Raw genomic sequence first — 18957 nt, 5'->3', positions numbered from 1 at the left:
TGGCGCAATGGACGCATGGACCACGTCCCCGGGGACAGTGCCCCCCACGTCGCCCGTCCCGCTCCCGACGCGCTGCCCGACGTCGCCCCGCGGCTGCGGGAGCTGCGCCGGCGCCGGGGGCTGACCCTGGAGGCCGCCGCCCGGCGGGCCGGCCTCTCGCCCGCCCACCTGTCCCGGCTCGAGACGGGCCACCGCCAGCCCTCGCTGCCGATGCTGCTCGCCCTGGCCCGCATCTACGGTACGACGGTGTCCGAGCTCCTCGGCGAGGTGCCGCCCGAGCGCGATCCCGTCGTCCGCGGCGGGCGCTCGGAACCGGTCGAGGCCGACGGCTGGATCTACCGCCAGGCGGGCGGAGCCGGGCGCGCGCTGCAGTGCCTGCGGGTGCACGTGCCGTACGCCACGCGCGAGGACATCGTGCGGGTCCATCCCGGCGAGGAGTGGATCCACGTCCTGGAGGGCCGGGTGCGGCTCGCGCTCGGCGAGGCGGTCCACGTCCTCGACCCCGGGGACAGCGCGCACTTCGACTCGCTCACCCCGCACCGGATCGGCGCCGCCACCCGCGCGGGGGCGGAGCTGCTGTTCGTCCACACCCTGATGCAGAGCCCCGCCGCCGAGCTGTGCCTCGGTGACGGGACCCCGCACCGCCGCTGACATCCCGAAAGGTACCGTCATGTCCGAGAAGTCCGTACCGGTCACCGGCGAGGAGCGCGGCGCCGGCAAGTTCCCCAAGGGGCTGGTGCTCCGCCTCTTCGCCTACCTGGTCGCCGGGCACCTCTTCGCCGGCTTCCTCTATCTGCTCTTCATGCTGGGCGGCCAGAACCAGTAGGCCCGGCAGCCCGTCCTCACGCCTGGTCGAGCAGCCGCTCGCGCAGCAGTTCCCGGGTCTCCGGGGAGAGCCGCAGCCCCTGGGTGAGGTAGGCGTCCACCGAGCCCCAGGTCGCGTCGATCGTCTCGAAGGCCGCCCGCAGGTACTCCGCCCGCGCGTCGAACAGCGGGCTCAGCAGCTCCATCACCTCCGGCGACATGGCGTCCGGGGCGGTGGAGCTGCGCTGCACCTTGTAGCGGCGGTGCGGCGCGTTCGACTTCAGGTAGTCCTCCTCGATCGCGTCCCGCTCGACGCCCACGGCCAGCAGCGAGACCGCGATCGACAGGCCGGCCCGGTCCTTGCCGGCGGCACAGTGCATCAGCGCGGGGACGCTGTCCTCCGCCATCGCGTGCAGGATCCGGCTGTGCTCGGCGGTCCGCTCGACCATGATCTTCCGGTACGAACCGGACATCCGGGCGGCGGCCTTGCCGTCGCCGAGCAGCTCGCGCAGCTGACCGAGGTCGCCCGAGCGGACGAGCGCCCAGAACTCCTTGCCGTCGGCGGGGTCGCTCAGCGGTATGTTCACGTTCCGCACGCCCGGGAGCTCCACGTCGGGCCCCTCCACGCGCCGGTCCGCCTCGTTGCGGAAGTCGAAGACCGTGTGCAGCCCCAGGCCCGCGAGGAAGGCGGCGTCCTCGGCGGTGGCGTGCGCCAGGTGTCCGCTGCGGAAGAGCCTTCCGTGGCGCACGGTCCGGCCGTCCACGGTCGGCAGTCCGCCCACATCGCGGAAGTTGCGTACGCCGGTGAGCTCGGGCTCGGTCGTCGCTTGCGTCACGGTTGCTCCTGGTCTCGAGATCGGTTCTCGGGGCAATCATCCAGGTGGGAGACCTCGCACGCACCCCCTCGGGCAGGAATGGGTGTTCTGTCCGAATTGAGGGTTTAGGTATAACGCGCCCTGGTTGCAGGGGAGATGGGGAAGCGGGCGTGAGCAGCGTCATAAACGTGACGGACCGTGCCTGATCGTCTTTTCCAAATTCCCTTGTGGAAAGGGAAATCGAGGGGCCGTCATCGACGGAGGGTGACCGGAATTCCGGTCGGATTTCCCGGGATCACGACTCCGGCGAAAACAGTGGCTTGTTCCCGTCGGCTCCCCTCGTCTAGCGTCGCGCTCAATCCGGACGGACCGCCGAATCCTGCCGCCGACCGGAATCCGCACCCACCCGTACCAGGCAGGAGCGGGGGACCCAGGTAGTACGCCGATCCCTCGATGAAGGACGGCTCGGGGTGAAGCCGCGCGACCGCGCGGCCGGACATCTCCAGTCCGAACCCGACAGCTCACCTCGCAGGCGACGGAGAGGAATTCGCCATGCCCGCGAAGGGTAAGCACCGCCGTCCCAAGGCCAACCCGATCACCCGTGGATTCGTGGCCGCCGGCGCCGGAGGCGCCGTCGTCGCCCTCCCGCTCATCGGCGCCACCGGCGCGCACGCCGCCGAGCAGGCCGCCCCGGCCGCCGCTCCGCAGCAGGCCGTCGCCGCCGCGGCCCCCGCCAAGGCCCCGGCCGCGGCGACCGCCGGCAAGAAGGCCGCCCCCACGACGTACACCGTCGTGCGCGGCGACTACCTGTCCAAGATCGCCGACGAGCACGACCTCGCCGGCGGCTGGCAGAAGCTCTACCGCGACAACCGTCAGGTGATCGGCCAGAACCCCTCGCTGATCCTGCCCGGCATGGAGCTCACCCTCGGCGGCACGTCCACCGCCAAGGCCCCGGCCGCCGCGCCCAAGGCCCCCGCCAAGGCCGCGCCCAAGGCCAAGAGCGCCGCCAAGTCCTCCGGCGACCAGCAGCGCGCCTCCCGTGCCGCCGAGCGCTCCTCGGACGCGGGCTCCTCCGCGTCCACGGCCGCCTCGTCGTCGTCCTCCTCCTCCTCGTCGTCGGGTGCGGCCTCCTCCTCCGGCTGGGTCGCCCCCGTCGGCGGCGGCGTCTCCACCCCGTACCGCGCCTCCGGCTCGATGTGGTCCTCCGGCTACCACACCGGTGTCGACTTCATCGCCTCCTCCGGCACCAGCGTCCGCGCGGTCGGCGCCGGCACCGTCCACTCGGCCGGCTGGAGCGGCGCCTACGGCAACGAGGTCGTCATCCGGCACGCCGACGGCACCTACTCGCAGTACGCCCACCTCTCCTCGCTGTCCGTCTCCGCCGGCCAGTCCGTGAGCGGCGGCCAGCAGATCGGCCTGTCCGGCTCGACCGGCAACTCCTCCGGCCCGCACCTGCACTTCGAGATCCGCACGGGTCCGGGCTACGGCTCCGACATCGACCCGCTGGCCTACCTCCGCCAGCACGGCGTGGGCATCTGACACACCGTCCGACAGCGCGTCCGCCCGGGGCCCGGCACACCACGTGCCGGGCCCCGGCGTATTCCGGCTTGGGACAATCTTTATCGGTGGCATATGTCACCCACCGTCAACCCCTCCTTACGGTCGCGTAGGTCACAACCGGAGGGGAATGATGTGCTCCCGTGGCAGACGATTCGACATCAAGAGACATGAACGCATTCGGGTCGTACGCGGCGATCGGTGACAGCTTCACCGAGGGCGTCGGAGACCCCGGGCCCGACGGGACCTTCGTCGGCTGGGCGGACCGGTTCGCGGTCCTCCTCGCCGACCAGCTGCCGGAGCACGACTTCCGCTACGCCAACCTGGCGGTACGGGGACGCCTCCTCGACCAGATCGTCGTCGAACAGGTCCCGCGGGCCAAGGAACTCGCCCCCGACCTCGTGACCTTCTGCGCCGGCGGCAACGACATCATCCGCCCCGGCACCGACCCCGACGACGTCGCCGAGCGCTTCGAGCGGGCCGTCGCCGACCTGACGTCCGCCGTCGGCACGGTCATGGTGACGACCGGCTTCGACACCCGCGACGTGCCCCTGCTCAAGCACCTGCGCGGCAAGATCGCCACGTACAACGGGCACGTCCGGGCCATCGCCGACCGCTACGGCTGCCCCGTCCTCGACCTGTGGTCGCTCCGGTCCGTCCAGGACCGCCGCGCCTGGGACGAGGACCGGCTCCACCTGTCACCCGAGGGCCACACCCGCGTCGCGATGCGCGCCGCCCAGGTCCTCGGCCTGCCCGTACCGGCCGACCCGGAGCAGCCCTGGCCGCCCCTGCCCGCGCGCGGCACCCTGGAGGTCCGCAAGGACGACATCCACTGGGCGCGGGAGTACCTCGTCCCCTGGATCGGGCGCCGCCTGCGCGGCGAGAGCTCCGGCGACCACGTCGCGGCCAAGCGTCCGGACCTGATGCCCCTGTAGGCCACCGGCGCTCGCCAGGCGGTGGGGGCGCGGCCCCGGGCCGCGCCACGGCGCCGGTGGTACGGAGAGGTGAAGGATCGGGCCCGCCCAGGAGTGGCGCGGGGGCGCCGCCGGGAGCGGCTGGTGGGATGTGCGCGCCGCACCACGGCAGCCGCCGCGGCAACCACTGCCGAAAGGACCGCCCATGACGTCCCGTCACCCCACCGGAGCCCGTACCCCGGCCCTCGCCCTCGCCGTGGGCGCCGCGCTCGGGGGGCTGCTGCTCGCCGGCGCCGCGCCCGCGCTCGCCGCCGCCCCCGGTACCGTCGCGGCGGCCGCCGCCGTACGGCCCGCCACGCAGGCGACCGTGACGGTCAGCGGCAGCGGCCGGGCCGCCGCCGCGCCCGACGTGGCCGTGGTCTCGGTCGGCGTCGAGGCGACCCGCAAGACCGCCAAGGAGGCGATGGCCGCCCAGAGCGCGGCGGCCAAGGCGCTCCTCGCCGCGCTGCGCGAGCAGGGCGTCGCCGACCGGGACATCCGCACCGAGAGCCTGTCCCTGTCGCCGGTGTACGCGCAGTCCGGCGGGGGCGAGAGCAAGGTGACCGGCTACCAGGCCGGACAGAGCTTCTCCGTGAAGGTCCGCGACATCGACAGGACCGGGCAGATCGTCAGCGCCGTCAGCGACGCCACGGGGGACGCCGGCCGCGTCAACGGCGTCGTGTTCGACGTCGCCGACCCCACCGGCCTGCGCGCCAGGGCCCGCGAGGCGGCCCACCGCGACGCCCACGACAAGGCCGCGCAGCACGCCCGGCTCAGCGGGCACCGGCTCGGGCGCCTGGTCTCCCTCACCGAGGGCGAGAGCGTCCGCCCCGCTCCGGGAGCCGTTCCCAGCGCCCCGGCCGACGGCGGCGAGGGCGTCCCGCTGGCCCCCGGCGAGATCGAGGAACACGTCTCGGTCACGGCGGTCTACGAACTGGTGTGACCGCCGGGCGTTCGGAGGCGCGGGAGCGGAGCGGCCCCCGGTGCTCGTGGGGCGGGATCGGCTGCCTGGACCCGCGCGTCGCCGGCCGCTCCGTCGTCGCCCGGTCCGCGCGGTCCGTCGCTCCGGTCCGCGGGCGCAGTGCGTCCGTGCCGCCCTCCGGCCCGGGTGCGGTCGGGGCCCGGTGCGGTCGGAGCCCCTACGTACCCGCACCGCCCTCCGGCCCCCGTGTCCGGCCGTCGGCGACCGACGGCAGGCCCAGTTCGCGGGCGAGGGCCGCGTCCGCCCATTGGAGCATCGTGGCGCGGGGGAGGGCGCCGGGGTAGGAGGTCATCTGGACGGCGAGGCCGTCGAGGAAGGCGGTGAGGCGCCAGGCCGCGGCGGTCGGATCGGGGCAGGTGAACTCGCCGGCCGCCGCGCCCTCGGCGATCACCGAGGCGAGCTCGGTCTTCCACGCCTGGTCCAGGGAGCCGGCGACCTCACGCAGTGCCGGTTCGCGCAGGGCGGCCGCCCAGCTCTCGATCCACAGGCGCCAGCCCTTGGCCTGCCCGGTCGGGGCGTACCAGCGGACCGCCGCCCGCAAGCGCCGTACCGCGCTGGTCCGCCGGCCGAGCAGGGTGCGCAGCCGGGCCAGGTCCTCCTCGGCCGCGTGCGCGAAGGCCGCCGCGACCAGCTGTTCCTTCGTCTCGAAGTGGTACAGGACCAGGGCGTTGCTCACCCCGAGCTCGGCGGCCACGTCGGCGATCCGCACGGCCGTGGCGCCCCGGGCCTCGATCTGGACGACGGCAGCCCGCAGCAGTGCTTCCCGCCGCTCCGTCACGCTCAACCGCTTTCTCGCCACGCTCCGACCCTACACAGCACATGACAAGGGCATGACCAGTCAGGCCGGTCCGGCCCGGGCCGCCGACGACGCGCCGGGCCGCACATAATGAAGGGACCCTCGACTTCAGGAGGTCCTGTGACCGGCACTGGCTCCGACCACACGCTGCGGGCACGGCTGCGCGCGCTGCGCCCCGCGGCCTTCGGCGCCGACCCAGCGGGGGAGCGCCTGGAGCGCATCCGCCGTTCCCCGAACTTCGCCGACGGCGTCTTCCGGAACCCGCAGGAGGCCCGGCACCGGCCCTCCGGTTCGAGCATCGAGTTCGCCAAGGTCTACTTCGCGAAGGAGGCGCGGGCGCGCCGGGCCCCCAGCGGCACGATCCCCGTGCACCCGACCACCCTCGCCGACCTGGCCCGGCCGCCGGCCGACGGTCTGCGGATCACCTGGATGGGGCACTCCAGCGTCCTCGCCGAGATCGACGGGCACCGGGTGCTCTTCGACCCGGTCTGGGGCGAGCGCTGCTCGCCCTTCGCCTTCGCGGGTCCCAGGCGCCTGCACCCCGCCCCCGTACCGCTCGCCTCGCTCGGCCCGGTCGACGTCGTGGTGATCTCGCACGACCACTACGACCACCTCGACCTGCCCACGATCAAGGCGCTCGTCCGCACCGGCACCCTCTTCGCCGTCCCGCTCGGCGTCGGCGCCCACCTGGAGCGCTGGGGCGTGCCCGCCTCCCGGCTGCGCGAGCTCGACTGGAACGAGTCGGCCGAGGTCGGCGACCTGCGGCTGACCGCGACGCCCGCGCGCCACTTCTGCGGCCGGGGCCTGCGCAACCAGCAGCACACCCTGTGGGCCTCCTGGGTCGTCGCGGGGCCCGAGCACCGGATCTACCACAGCGGCGACACCGGCTACTTCTCCGGCTTCCGGGAGATCGGCGCCGCCCACGGCCCCTTCGACGTCACCATGATCCAGATCGGGGCGTACTCCGAGTACTGGCCCGACATCCACATGACCCCCGCCGAGGGGCTGCGCGCCCACCTCGACCTCCAGGGCGGCGGTCCGCACGGGGTGCTGCTGCCGATCCACTGGGGCACCTTCAACCTGGCGCCGCACGCGTGGGCCGAGCCGGGGGAGTGGACGAGGGACGCGGCCGAGGAGGCCGGCCAGGCGGCGGCGTTCCCGCGACCCGGTGAGCCGTTCGAGCCCGCCGGGGAGCTGCCCGCGGACGCCTGGTGGCGCACGATCTCCCGGCCCCTCGCCCGCCCCTGGCGCCGGTCGCAGCCGGCCCAGGCTCCCGCCGACGCGCCGGAGCGCGATCTCGACCTGGCCGGTGAACGCTGACGTCGGCCGGGGACGGGACCGGACGAGCCGGGCAGGGGCGTGCCCGCCGGCACGCCCCTCGTACGAGGGTCAGGGCCCGCAGCCGAGGAGCATGCCGGTCGGAGGCTCGCCGTGGGCGACGCCCGACAGGTCGTGCACCTCGGACGCGGGCTCCTGGCACCACACAGTGTTGCGCCTGCCGGTGAGCCGGACGGTGTCGGCCTTGCGCACCCAGACCGCGTTCCCCTCCCCGTAGACGTACACCCCGTCGCAGGACCCGGTCAGGGTCAGACTGACCTCGTCGGCATGGATCTCGACCGCCCCTCCGCGGCAGTGGTGACTCCGCCGGCCACCGTCGGTGTCGATCCGCAGCTCCGTCGGAACCGGTGACGCCTCGGGCGGTCCGGACGGGGCCGGGGCCGGGCTGGGCGTGGGCGCCGGGGGCGGGGCGGCCTGATCGTCCGCGTCGAGGGACGCCTCGCACCAGGGCGTCGACGAGACGCCGGCCGGCGGTGCCCCGTCGGAGATCCCCAGGTGGCGCAGGGCCGCCGCCGCCTGGGCGAGGGCGACGTCGTCGGTCGTGTCGATGCAGGCCCGCCGTGAGTCCCCGGTCTGCGCCACGACGATGACGTTCTCGACCCGGACGAGGGCGTACGACGGAGTGCCGGGGCCGGAGACGGCGGCCTCCTGGCCGGGACCGCGGACCCTGTGCGCCCCCCACCGGTCGCTCATGACGGCGAACAGCTCGGCGGCCACCTCCACGGCGCTGCGTGACGTCTTGGGGCGCACGACCTCCACGAAGAGGTTGAGGAAGGAGGAGCCCACGTAGCGGCTGTCGGGGACGGGGAGCGGGCCCGACCGGTCCAGCGGGGCCGACGCCGTGTCCGTCCGGCTCTCCCAGGAACAGGAGTACCGGTCCGGGCTCGACCGCTCGGCCGACCTCTGGACGTAGCCCGTCGGCACGTCCAGGCGCGGGCAGCCCAGCTCCTCGCTCGTGTACGGCCCCGGCGCGCCCGGCGTGAGACTCGTGCCCATCAGGACCGCCAGGGCGGCGGGCACCGCGGCCAGGTTGACCCACGAGGGCGGGAGCGGGACGCGGCCGGGCTCGGCGGGTTCCGTGGCGGGGCGGCCGGCGAGGCGCTCCTGGAGCCGCGCGTGCCGGAACTCGTAGACACCGCCGGCCTGGCGCAGGACGCCCCGGTCGTGCGCGTCCTCCAGGAACGCGCCGAGCGCCCACGGCAGCCGGCCGGTGGTCGCGAGGGCGACGCGGGTGGCCGTGAAGGCCCACCAGGCCGACGCGGCGACGCCGAGCAGGGCGAGCGACACCAGTGAGCCGGCCGCGGCGACCGCCCAGATCAGCGGGCCGACCGTGTCGTGACCACCCGTGCGGTGCCAGGCCGTCACGACGACCAGCGGGCCGAGGGCCGTCCAGGCGAGGAGCCAGGAGCGGACCGCGGCGGGCCCCTCGCCGTGCAACGCGTGGACCGGGGCCAGGAGCAGCACCGAGAGACGGTCGGAGCGCAGCAGCTGCCAGGGACTCCCGGCCCGCGTGACGTCCACGGCGTGGTCCACGAAGACGCGCAGCGCGAACAGCAGCGGCAGGCCGGCCAGGACGACGGGCGTGACGTGCAGGGACCATCCGATCGGCAGCACCACGACCGCGGCGATCGCGCCCTGTACGGCGAAGTCCCGCCCTCGCCCGCGAACGGTGATCCGGCGCGGCGCGATCCCGCTGTCCGGGGTCCCGAACGGCCGGGTCAGCAGCGCGGCCAGACACGCCACGGCCTGGCAGCCGAGCACGTACGGCGGGGGAGGACGCTCCGGCCGGGGCGGCTGTCCGAGGACCAGCCAGCCGGTGACGGCGAGCGCGAGGGCCAGGGCGAGGACCTCCAGCGCCGCGCGGGCGGCCTCCGGGACGCCGGGGGTCAGCCGCCACCAGGTGATCTCACGCAGCCCGAGGCGACGCAGGCGCCGGGCCAGGGTGGTCAGCCACGCCCGGGCCTGGACGGCGGTCCACTGCGGGCCGGGCCGTCCCGTGGCCGGGTCGGGGCCCGGGCCCCGGCGGTAGACGGCGGTGACGAACTGGTCGAGGAGGTGGTGCTCGACGGCGTCGCGGTCCGGGAACACGTCCTCCCGCAACAGTTCGGACGGGGAGGCGCCGGTCTCGCCGTAGGCGGCGCGCGCCAGGGCGACCATCAGCGGCGTGGACAGGACCTCGCCGAGGAGCGCGCCCCGCTCTCCGGGGGCGTCCAGGACCGTCCGCCAGGCCGAGCCGCCCTCTGCGCCGTCGCGGACCGGATCGACGGTGCGGGGCAGGAACTCCCGCAGGTCCGCCGCCGCGAGCGGCGCCAGCTCGATCACGCCGGAGGGGCGCAGGGAGCCCGCGTGCGCGCGGGTCGCCTCCCGGTACTCCGTGGGACGGCTGGTCAGCAGGACGGGGCCGGTGGTCGCGCCCTGCCGTTGGTTGAGGGCGGCGATGACCTCGGGGCGGGCGCCCTCGGGCAGTTCGTCGAGACCGTCGAGGACCAGCAGGAGCCTGCCCGTGCGGTACAGCTTGACCGCCGTGTCGGGATCGCCCGGATCGGCGAGCGGGGGACACGTCTGGACGACCCGGGCGGCGACCCACCTCTCGAACGGCGTCGTCGCCGGATTCCAGGAGGACAACGGCAGGAGGACGGCGACCGGTTCCCCCGGATCGTGAGCCCTGCGGTACCGGAGGTGGTCGAGCACGAAGCGCGCCGCCAGTACGGACTTGCCGGCCCCGGCACCGCCCAGCACGACCAGACGGTTCGAGGCCGTCCTGAAGGCGTGCCGGATGTCGTCGAGACCTCCGCCCGCCGCCGGGGGCTCGGCACGCGCGTCCGGGGCGTGCTCCGTCAGGGGGCGGTCGACCCAGTGCCAGCGCACCGGCAGCGGAGCGGGGTCGTACAACTGCCGGGCCTGCTCCTCGCGTTCCCAGGTGGCCTTCGTGGTGGCGGCGAGCAGCGCGGCGGCCGAGTTCAGCCGGTACTCCTCGTCCAGGGCGCGATAGCCCCGCCACCTGCGCCGGGCCCTGCGCAGCTGCAGGGCGGTGCCGGCGAGGCCGAGCACGGCTCCCGCGGCCAGCAGCCAGGTGAGCGCCGGCGGCTTCTGGGAGCCCAGGCGGTCCAGGGCCTGCCAGCCGAGCAGCCCCGTCACGACGGACAGGGCGAGGGCGACGGCGTGGGCGGCGACCGCCGGCCAGGCGTCGACGCCGCTGCCGTGGAAGGCCAGCTGGCCGATGATCGTGCGCGCCTGTACGACGACCTGGGCGTTGCCGCTGAAGACGCTCGTCCAGCCCGGCTGCCGGTTCACCGACCCGTCCGGGTCCTCGCTCGGTTCAGTCGCCATGCGCACCCCGTAAGCAGACCATCGTGCGGCACCATACCCATACGTCCGCACGTCCACGTTTGACGAACGACTGGAGGACCCGCGTGGAACCCATCACGGCAGGACTGCTCGTGGCTCTCGCCTCGGGGACGGCCGGTGCGGCCGGGCAGCAGATCTGGGCGTCCCTGCACGATCTGGTCACCCGAAGGGGGCCCCGTCCCGGCGAGGACGAACCGGCGCTGACGGCCGAACCCCCGCGCACCGAGGAACGGGCCGCCCGGCTCGCCGAGCTGCTCAACGAACGCGCCCGGCAGGATCCGGACTTCGCCACCGCGCTGGAGACCTGGCGGCGGCAGGCCAACGCGGAGGTCGCCGCGCGGGGCGGGGACGTCACGAGCCAGATCACGGGCGGCACGCAAGGGACGGTGATCCAGGGCCGGGACTTCCACGGAGACATCACCTTCGGCGGCCGTTCCTCCTGAGGGGGAGCACCGGCGGGCCCAGGCCGTCGGCCGCCCCGCCGGCCGCCCCGGCGGCCGTCTTCCGGGGCGCCGTCGATCCGCCTCCCGTACGCCTGCGCGAACGCGAATCCGGACGGGCCGGGTCCGGGGGCGAAGGGCGGCGCGAAGGAGGTGGGTGGCGTGCGCCGGGGCGGAGGCGCGCTTCCCGGCGTGCGCCCCTGCAACGGATTCCGGTCAGGGGCGGAGCCTGCGGAGGGATGCGGCCCCCGCCCGCGTACGCCGTCTTCCGCTCCGCTTCCGCACCCTCGCGCCCGACGACTTTCGGCCAAACCTTCTCGGCCTGTCGTACGAAGGGCGATACCAGACCGGGGCGCTCTACGGGTAAGTTTGCCAACTGCGCACCGCACATGAACGGTTGACGACTACAGTGGCTGCTTGGTGATCATCGGTAGGCTCATCACACCCACGTAGGACACCTCCCCCTGTAGTGCACCCCCGTAGTACGCCGAATCCTGGGCACGTACCAAGGACACTCATGTCTCAACTTCGCGCACCCGCCGCGCGGTCCGAACGCCGCGAGGGCGGGCGGCACGGCCGGCCAGGCGCCCGCACCGCCGCCGGCGCGACCGGCGCCGGCTCCGCCCCGTCCACCGCGCCGCTTCCCCCCGAGGCCCGCATACGCCCCCAACTCCTGCGTACCTCCGTCCTTCCCGCGGTCGCCGTGGCGCTCGGCGGCGCCGCCGCCGTGCTGTTCACGATCCGTTCCACCGGCGCCTCCCTCACGCCCGGCCTGTGGGCCGCGCTCACCGGCGCCGCGGCGCTCACGGTGGCCTCGGTGACCGCCGCCGCGCTCGGCGCCGACCGGGCCGCCAAGGCGGTCCTCGACCGCGCCAACGCCCTGCGCCGCTCCAGCGCCCGCAGCCAGAGCGAACTGCGTACGGTCCTCGAACAGCTGCGCAGGGGCGAGAGCCCGGCGCCCCGGCCCGCGCTGCCCGCCGGCTCCCCCTCCGGCGACGAGTTCGACCTGCTGGCCCAGGAGCTGACCCGCTCCCACGAGGCCGCCGTCACCGCCGTGGTCCAGGCGTCCAAGCTGTCCAGCAGCGTCGGCAACGAACAGAAGGTCGAGGTCTTCGTCAACCTCGCCCGCCGGCTCCAGTCCCTCGTCCACCGCGAGATCCAGCTCCTCGACGAGCTGGAGAACGAGGTCGAGGACCCCGAGCTGCTCAAGGGCCTGTTCCACGTCGACCACCTGGCCACCCGCATCCGCCGGCACGCGGAGAACCTTGCCGTCCTCGGCGGCGCCATCTCCCGCCGCCAGTGGTCCAACCCGGTCACCATGACCGAGGTGCTGCGCTCCTCCATCGCCGAGGTCGAGCAGTACCCGCGGGTGAAGCTCGTCCCGCCGATCGACGGTACGCTCCGGGGCCATGCCGTGGCCGACGTCATCCACCTCCTCGCCGAACTGGTCGAGAACGCGACGCTGTTCTCCGCGCCGCACACCACCGTGCTGCTGCGCGCCCAGTACGTGACGGCCGGCCTGGCCATCGAGGTCGAGGACCGCGGACTCGGCATGCCCGTCGCCGAGCAGAACAAGATGAACGCGCTGCTCTCCGACCCCGACCAGGTCAACGTGGCGCACCTGCTCCAGGACGGCCGCATCGGACTCTTCGTGGTCTCGGCCCTCGCCCGGCGCCACGGCATCGCCGTACGGCTCCAGTCGAACATCTACGGAGGCGTGCAGGCCGTCCTCGTCCTGCCGCAGGGCCTGCTCGGCGCGGACCCCGAGGGCCTCGCCCGGGGCGAGGGACAGGCCGCCCAGGCCCAGGCCCAGGTCGCCGCGCAGGCACAGGCGCACTCCCGGCAGCTCGACGGCCAGGTCCAGATGCCGCAGCCGGCCCCCGCGGCCCCGGAGCGGACCGGTCAGTCCGCCGCTCCGGCCACCGCCCCGATGCCGCACGCCCCCGCCGCGCAGCCCCCCGCGCCCGCCCCCGTACCGGCGCAGGCCCACCAGCCGGCTCCGCAGGCCCCCGCCGGCCCGGTCGCGCCCCCCGTACAGCGGCCCGCGGCCCCCACCGGCGCGATGACCGGCGCTCCCCCGACCGCCGGGATCCCGTCACCGTCCCACCACGCCGGAAGCCACGGCTCCGGCACCGCCCACCCCGCCCCGGCGACCGAGGTCCCCCCGGCCCCGGTCTCCGGAGCACCGGGCAGGCCCGTGCTCCCCAAGCGGCGCGCCCAGGAGCATCTCGTCCCGCAGCTGCGCGACGAGCCCGCGGCCCGCAGGCCCGAGGAGCACGCCCTGCACGACCCGGGCCTCATGGCCGCGTTCCAGCGCGGCATCGGCCTCGCAGAATCCCAGCCCGCCCCCCGTGAACCGCTGCGTCCCGGTGACGCGCACAAGGAGTAGATGCACCATGGCGAGCAATGCGCCGAACGGCCATTCCTCGGATCTCGACTGGCTGCTCAGCGGCCTGGTCCAGCGGGTCCCGTACACCCGTAACGCCGTACTGCTCTCCTCCGACGGCCTCGTGAAGTCCGTCCACGGCCTCGACCCCGACGCGGCCGACCACATGGCCGCGCTGGCCTCCGGCCTGTACTCGCTCGGCCGCAGTGCCGGTGCGCGCTTCGGCGACGGCGGAGAGGTCCGGCAGGTCGTGGTCGAACTGGACTCCACGCTGCTGTTCGTCTCCACCGCCGGGTCCGGCACCTGTCTCGCGGTCCTCGCGGGCCGGGAGGCCGACGCCGCCGTCCTCGGGTACGAGATGGCCATGCTCGTCAAGAGCGTGCGGCCCTATCTGGTCACGCCGGCCAGACAGGCCGCCGGCGCGGCGGGCAGTGCGGGGCAGTGAACATGGGGTCCCCACAGGAAGGGCCCTGGCTCGACGACGCGGCCGGCCGGCTGATCCGCCCGTACACCGTCAGCGGCGGGCGGACCCAGCCCACGGCGGCGCTCGACCTGCTCTCGATGGTGATGGCGACCGGCACGGCCCCCCAGCCGCACATGGGTCCCGAGCACAGCCTGGCCCTCGGGCTGTGCGACGGACCCACCTCGGTGGCGGAGATCGCGGCGCACTTACGGCTCCCGGCCGTCGTCACCAAGGTCCTGCTCTCCGACCTCGTGGACTGCGGGGCGCTCACCGCCCGCGCCCCCCGCTTCCACGCCAATCCAACCGACCGTTCCTTGCTGGAGGCAGTGCTCGATGGCCTACGACAACGGCTCTGAGCGCCACGAACGTGGTCCCGAAGGCTTCGCCGCCGACCCGTTTCCCACCGCGCTGAAGATTCTGGTGGCGGGCGGGTTCGGCGTGGGCAAGACCACGTTCGTGGGCGCCGTCAGCGAGATCGAACCACTGAGCACCGAAGAGCTGCTGACCTCGGTCAGCGCGGCCACCGACAGCCTGGAGGGCGTGGAGTCCAAGACCACGACCACGGTCGCGATGGACTTCGGGCGCATCACCCTCGACGACAAGAACGTCCTCTACCTCTTCGGCACACCGGGCCAGGAGCGCTTCTGGTTCATGTGGGACGAGCTCTCCGAGGGTGCGCTCGGGGCGGTCGTCCTCGCCGACACCCGACGCCTCCAGGACTGCTTCTCCGCCGTCGACTTCTTCGAGCGGAGGGGCATCCAATTCGTGGTCGCGGTCAACGAGTTCGACGGCGCCTACCGCTACGACCCGGACGAGGTGCGGGCGGCCCTCGACCTCAAGCCCACGGTCCCGGTGGTGCTCTGCGACGCCCGGATCTCCAGCTCCGGCATCCGCACCCTGCTGACCCTCGTCCAGCATCTGCTCACCACCATCCCGGCCGCCGTGCCGAGCTACGGAGCCACGCCATGACCTACGATCCGACCGGTCACCTGCTGCTGACCCCCGTCGACCAGGAGGCGCCCGCCCGGGTCCGCCGTCTGCGCGAACTGGGGCTCGGCGAGCAGCCCGACCCGGCCTTCGACGAATTCGCCCACCGTCTCGCGGAGGTGACCGGCGCCCCCTTCTCGATGGTCAACTTCATCGACGAGAACCGGCAGTTCTTCGCCGGCCTGCACACCCCTGCCGGCACCCACTCCGGCACGGACCTCGGGGCGACCGCCGCCGGCGGCGGGGTCGGCCGCTTCATGGCCCGCGACCACGGCTACTGCCCGCACGTGGTGGTGCGCCGCAAGGCCCTGGTCCTGGAGGACGTCTGCGACTACCCGCGGTTCGCGGGCAACCCGGTCGTGGACGAGATCGGCATCCGCTCGTACATGGGTGCTCCGCTGATCGACCGTACGGGCGTGGCCCTGGGCACGATCTGCGTGGTCGACACGGACGTGCGGCCCTGGGGGCGCGCCGGTCTGGAGACGATCAAGGCGATGGCGGCGGAGCTGGTGGAGCAGATCCACCGCCGCGAGGACGGCAGGATCTGACACGTCCCCGGCTCCTTCGCGGGCGGGCGCGTACCGGTGCCCCGGTGTTCGGCTCCTTTGCCGGACTCCGGGGCACGTTTCTTCCGTCCACGTGCGTCAGATGTGCGCGGGTTCCATGCGGACGAGATCGGAGAGCCGCTCCGACCAGCTGCCCTTGTCCTGGCCGAGGGCGACCTCGGCCAGGCGCAGGAGCTGGATGTCGGAGGTGCCCGCGGGGGCGAAGATGTGGTGCGCGTCGCGGAGGTACCGCTCGATGGGCCGGTCGGTGAAGAGGCCGGCCGCGGCGTGGATCTCCATGGCGTTGCGCCCGGAGTCGATGGCCGACTCGACGTTGACCAGCTTGGCGTTCATGAGCTCGGTGTCGCAGGACATGCCCTGGTCGAGGAGATGGACGGCGTGGTAGGCGGCGAGCCGGGCCGTCATCAGACGCGACTGCATCTGCCCCAGCTTGAGCTTCACCGTGGGCAGGTCGGCGAGCGGCTTTCCGTAGCGGATGCGCTCGGTGGCGAAGCGGGTGGTCTCCTCCAGGATCGCCCGGTGGATGCCGAGGGACACGGCGGTGAGATTGGCGCGGCCGTACAGGACGCTGGAGGAGTACGCGACGGCCAGGCCGTCGCCCTCGTCGCCGAGCCGGTTGGAGGCCGGTACCCGGCAGTTCTCGAAGATGAGCTCGCCGAAGCTGAAGCCGTGGAGCCCCATGGCCGCCTGTTGCGGACCGGTCCGGAACCCCGGGCGATCGGATTCGACCAGGAAGGCGGTAAGTCCCTTCGAACCGGGACCGGTTCGGACCACGACGCCGTGAAGGTCGCCGACATGGCTGTTGCCGACGTACACCTTGCTGCCGTTGAGGATGTAGTCGTCGCCGTCACGCACCGCGCTCGCGGACATGCCGAGGACATGGCCGCCGGACTCGGGTTCGGTGACCGCGATGGTCGGCAGGCAGTCGCCGGCCGCGATGGCCGGAAGCCAGGTCTTGCGCTGTTCGTCGCTGCCGAAGTGCACGATCTTGGCGGTGCCGAGCTGCGAGGCCTGGACCATGGCGCCCATCGCGCCGCTGACCCGCGACAGCTCCTCGATGATGATCGTCTTGGCCAGATGGCCGGCGCCCATGCCGCCGTACTCGTGGCCGATAGTCGCGCCCAGCCAGCCCTGTCGGGCGATCAGCCGCGACAGTTCGTGGTGGACCGTGCGCGACGCCTCCATCTCCGGTATCCGTGGCCGAACCTCACTCTCAGCAAAGTCCCGGACCTCCTCCCGGAGCTGGTGATGCAGCCGACTGCTGAAGTAGCCGTCCATTCGAGTCCTCCCCTGCGAAACGCCTGCTCGTCGAGTGGTCCGAGCAGGTGGTGCATCGGCAGTGGTCCCGTCCCGAACAGGCCGACCACTTCATGGTGTTGATCTTTCTTGAGCGGAGCAATATCGCCACCAAATTTGTCCGAAACCGGAACGGTTGACGTTTGTTTCCGACTGTGTTTCGCGTGGTCTTGGCCTGCTCAGTCCGGTCCGGAGGACATTCCCCGGGGGCATCTTTCTGCCACATGCCAACGGCAACGAGTTCACGGGCATATGGCGTCGAGAGGGGCCGGGTCGCCCCATACGTCACTTCATCACCGAAGAGACGGCATTCCGGAACCGCCCCCGGTGGCCTGGAGACCAGGAACCACCGGGGGCGGGGGCCGGCGAACCGCTCGTGGAGTCACCCACGGGGGCGCGTGGAGGCAACCCCCGGCGCAGGAGCGTGGTGAACAGAGCGGGCAGCGCGCGTCACGGAGCGTGCGCGGTCCCGTGCGCGTGAGCCCGCGCCTGGGCGCTGCTCACGACAGGAAGGCGGCGATCCGCGCCCGCAGTGACGCGGGGTCGAGACCCTGACCGGCGAGGTGCTCCTCGACGGAGCCGTAACGACGCAGCTCGCGCCGCCCGATGCCGAGCCCCAGGACCCGGTGCGGCACCTCCGCCAGGGCGTCGTTCGCCACGGCCGTCGACGTCCCGGCGAGGTAGGGCTCCACCAGCACCACGTCCGGGCGGGCGCCGGCGACGGCCCGGCGCAGACCCTCGCCGTCGAAGGGCCGGACGGTCGTGGCGTACAGCACGGTCACGTCCAGGCCCTCGGTCGCGGCCAGCGTGTGGTCGAGCATCGGACCCACCGCGACGACGACCCCCCGAGAGCCCTCGCGCAGCGGGGTGAAGCCGCCCCCGCCGATCGGCTGCGGCGAGGAGTTGGCGTGCACCGACAGGCGCAGATAGACCGACCCGTCCCCGGCGGCCGCCTCCCGCAGCAGTGCCTCGGCCTCGTCCGGATGCCCCGGCACGTGCACGGTCCAGCCGTCCAGGGTGTCCATCAGTGCCACGTCACCCGGCGACATGTGGGTGAAGCCGCTGGCCGGCCAGTCGTACGAACCGCCGGCGCTGACCAGGATCCCGTGCACACCCTGGTGCCCGAAGTCCAGCTTGACCTGCTCGAAGGGGCGCTCGACCAGGAAACTGGCGAAGGTGTGCATGATCGGCCGCATTCCGGTGAGCGCCATTCCGCCGCCGGCCCCGATGAGCAGCTGCTCGCGGATGCCGACGTTGATCACCCGCTCGGGATGGCGCAGGAGGGCCTGCTGGAAGCCGTCCTTGCTGATCTCGGCGAGCAGGAGCGCGAGGCGGGGGTCGTCGTCGAGCAGGCGGGTGGTGGTGGCGATGAAACGGTCACGCATGGTGTCCACGGGGATCTTCTCCAGGGCTGAGAGAGGGGAGAGGGGAACGGCCGCGCGTGGTCAGCTCTTGGGCTCGACGCGGGCGACGACCGCACGGGGCCGGCCGGGGTGCGGGGCGGTGTACGCGGCGTACAGCGCCTGGTGGTCGCGTCCGTCCACGGTCTCGGCCGACCAGCCGGCCGCCGAGAACCGCGAGGCGATCCCGCCCGGCCAGCCGTAGCTGGCGGAGCTGTTGTCGATCACCAGCGTGTGCAGCTGTTCGAGCCCGGCGGGCCCGGCGTAGGCGAGTGCTTCGTGGTTGCTGCCCTCGTCCAGCTCGGCGTCCCCGATCAGCACCCAGACCCGCGGCTCGGTGAGCCCCTGGGCCCGCAGTCCGAGGACGCTCCCCACGGCCAGCGGCAGCCCGTGCCCGAGCGACCCGCTGCCGATCTCCACGCCGGGCACGAGCGTGCGGTCCGGATGGTGCCCGAGCGGCGAGTCGTACCCGCCGAACCCGCTCAGCGCCTCCTCCTCGACGAACCCCTTCTCGGCGAGGACGGCGTAGTACGCCATCGGCCCGTGCCCCTTCGACAGCAGGAACCGGTCCCGCCCCGGATCCCGCGCGGTCGCGGGCGACACCCGCAGAACCCGGTCGTAGAGCACCCACAGCGCGTCGAGAGTGGAGGTGGCGGCGGGCGAGTGCTTCTCGTCCCCGGTCATCAGCGCCATCAGCCGGTGCAGTCGCCGGATGTCGTCCTGTGCGTACGTCGTGTTCGTCATGGCACCCACCGTGCTACCTCAAGCGCGCTTGAGGTCAACTGCAAACCGGTTCGTGACCACGCGCGGAAGTGCGGTATTGTTC

Annotated in this window: 18 protein-coding genes and 1 riboswitch; of the genes, 12 read left to right on the top strand and 6 right to left on the bottom strand. The window is 73.4% G+C overall.

The genetic code is table 11. From position 1 onward, the window contains the following. The first annotated feature begins 15 nt into the window (after window positions 1-15). Both ABD954_RS04200 and ABD954_RS04195 read left to right on the top strand, forming a co-directional pair. The gene (locus ABD954_RS04200; RefSeq protein WP_345484387.1) at window positions 16-651 is read left to right on the top strand and encodes a helix-turn-helix domain-containing protein; all 636 of its coding nucleotides are present in this window, start codon (window positions 16-18) and stop codon (window positions 649-651) included. 19 nt (window positions 652-670) lie between these two features. Continuing rightward, window positions 671-826: a DUF6126 family protein gene (locus ABD954_RS04195; RefSeq protein WP_345484386.1), complete on the top strand. Its 156-nt coding sequence runs from the start codon at window positions 671-673 to the stop codon at window positions 824-826. 16 nt (window positions 827-842) lie between these two features. Here the strand turns inward: ABD954_RS04195 and ABD954_RS04190 are convergent, their stop codons facing one another. Beyond that, window positions 843-1640, bottom strand: a complete 798-nt coding sequence (locus ABD954_RS04190) for a tyrosine-protein phosphatase (RefSeq protein WP_345484385.1) — start codon at window positions 1638-1640, stop codon at window positions 843-845. A 372-nt stretch (window positions 1641-2012) separates the two neighbouring features. Then, window positions 2013-2167: riboswitch (cyclic di-AMP (ydaO/yuaA leader) on the top strand. Window positions 2168-2171: 4 nt separating this feature from the next. Here ABD954_RS04190 and ABD954_RS04185 point away from each other — a divergent pair. The 3 genes from ABD954_RS04185 to ABD954_RS04175 all read left to right on the top strand — a co-directional run bounded on the left by ABD954_RS04185 (window position 2172) and on the right by ABD954_RS04175 (window position 5072). Then, on the top strand, window positions 2172-3158 hold the full coding sequence (locus tag ABD954_RS04185) for a M23 family metallopeptidase (RefSeq protein ID WP_345484383.1): 987 nt from the start codon (window positions 2172-2174) through the stop codon (window positions 3156-3158). 188 nt (window positions 3159-3346) lie between these two features. After that, the gene (locus ABD954_RS04180) at window positions 3347-4111 is read left to right on the top strand and encodes an SGNH/GDSL hydrolase family protein (protein WP_345484382.1); all 765 of its coding nucleotides are present in this window, start codon (window positions 3347-3349) and stop codon (window positions 4109-4111) included. Window positions 4112-4295: 184 nt separating this feature from the next. Beyond that, window positions 4296-5072 carry an SIMPL domain-containing protein gene (locus ABD954_RS04175; RefSeq protein ID WP_345484381.1) on the top strand — a complete coding sequence of 259 codons (777 nt, stop codon included), beginning with the start codon at window positions 4296-4298 and terminating at the stop codon, window positions 5070-5072. Between the two features lie 196 nt (window positions 5073-5268). On the opposite strand, the gene ABD954_RS04170 is transcribed toward ABD954_RS04175, so the two are convergent. Then, window positions 5269-5910, bottom strand: a complete 642-nt coding sequence (locus ABD954_RS04170) for a TetR/AcrR family transcriptional regulator (RefSeq protein ID WP_345484380.1) — start codon at window positions 5908-5910, stop codon at window positions 5269-5271. A gap of 117 nt (window positions 5911-6027) precedes the next feature. Here ABD954_RS04170 and ABD954_RS04165 point away from each other — a divergent pair, with 117 nt between their 5' ends. Further along, on the top strand, window positions 6028-7227 hold the full coding sequence (locus tag ABD954_RS04165; protein ID WP_345484379.1) for an MBL fold metallo-hydrolase: 1200 nt from the start codon (window positions 6028-6030) through the stop codon (window positions 7225-7227). A 69-nt stretch (window positions 7228-7296) separates the two neighbouring features. Here ABD954_RS04165 and ABD954_RS04160 read toward each other — a convergent pair whose 3' ends face one another. Beyond that, a complete protein-coding gene (locus tag ABD954_RS04160; RefSeq protein ID WP_345484378.1) occupies window positions 7297-10575 on the bottom strand; it encodes an NACHT domain-containing protein in 3279 nt (1092 codons plus the stop codon). An 83-nt stretch (window positions 10576-10658) separates the two neighbouring features. Here ABD954_RS04160 and ABD954_RS04155 point away from each other — a divergent pair, with 83 nt between their 5' ends. The 6 genes from ABD954_RS04155 (at window position 10659) to ABD954_RS04130 (ending at window position 15417) form a co-directional block, all read left to right on the top strand. Further along, window positions 10659-11036, top strand: coding sequence for a hypothetical protein (locus ABD954_RS04155; protein WP_345484377.1), 378 nt, complete (start codon window positions 10659-10661; stop codon window positions 11034-11036). Window positions 11037-11550: 514 nt separating this feature from the next. Next, on the top strand, window positions 11551-13422 hold the full coding sequence (locus ABD954_RS04150) for a sensor histidine kinase (RefSeq protein WP_345484376.1): 1872 nt from the start codon (window positions 11551-11553) through the stop codon (window positions 13420-13422). A gap of 7 nt (window positions 13423-13429) precedes the next feature. Further along, window positions 13430-13864 carry a roadblock/LC7 domain-containing protein gene (locus ABD954_RS04145; RefSeq protein ID WP_345484375.1) on the top strand — a complete coding sequence of 145 codons (435 nt, stop codon included), beginning with the start codon at window positions 13430-13432 and terminating at the stop codon, window positions 13862-13864. Between the two features lie 2 nt (window positions 13865-13866). After that, complete coding sequence (locus tag ABD954_RS04140) at window positions 13867-14238, top strand: DUF742 domain-containing protein (RefSeq protein ID WP_345484374.1); 372 nt, start codon at window positions 13867-13869, stop codon at window positions 14236-14238. Next, entirely contained in the window at window positions 14216-14851 is a 636-nt protein-coding gene (locus ABD954_RS04135) for a GTP-binding protein (RefSeq protein ID WP_345484373.1), read from the top strand. Before ABD954_RS04140 ends, ABD954_RS04135 begins: the two co-directional genes overlap by 23 nt. After that, window positions 14848-15417: a GAF domain-containing protein gene (locus ABD954_RS04130; protein ID WP_345484372.1), complete on the top strand. Its 570-nt coding sequence runs from the start codon at window positions 14848-14850 to the stop codon at window positions 15415-15417. The genes ABD954_RS04135 and ABD954_RS04130 overlap by 4 nt, the downstream gene beginning before the upstream one ends. A gap of 96 nt (window positions 15418-15513) precedes the next feature. On the opposite strand, the gene ABD954_RS04125 is transcribed toward ABD954_RS04130, so the two are convergent. The 3 genes from ABD954_RS04125 to ABD954_RS04115 form a co-directional block, all read right to left on the bottom strand. Continuing rightward, window positions 15514-16713: an acyl-CoA dehydrogenase family protein gene (locus ABD954_RS04125; protein WP_345484371.1), complete on the bottom strand. Its 1200-nt coding sequence runs from the start codon at window positions 16711-16713 to the stop codon at window positions 15514-15516. Window positions 16714-17231: 518 nt separating this feature from the next. Beyond that, window positions 17232-18125, bottom strand: coding sequence for a transketolase family protein (locus ABD954_RS04120; protein WP_345484370.1), 894 nt, complete (start codon window positions 18123-18125; stop codon window positions 17232-17234). A 51-nt stretch (window positions 18126-18176) separates the two neighbouring features. Next, window positions 18177-18875, bottom strand: a complete 699-nt coding sequence (locus ABD954_RS04115; RefSeq protein ID WP_345484369.1) for a transketolase — start codon at window positions 18873-18875, stop codon at window positions 18177-18179. Window positions 18876-18957 lie beyond the last annotated feature (82 nt).

This window comes from Streptomyces roseoviridis, assembly GCF_039535235.1.
Taxonomy (GTDB): domain Bacteria; phylum Actinomycetota; class Actinomycetes; order Streptomycetales; family Streptomycetaceae; genus Streptomyces; species Streptomyces roseoviridis.
The sequence above is the reverse complement of the archived record's forward strand: the minus strand, read 5'-3'. Positions and strand labels throughout refer to the sequence as shown.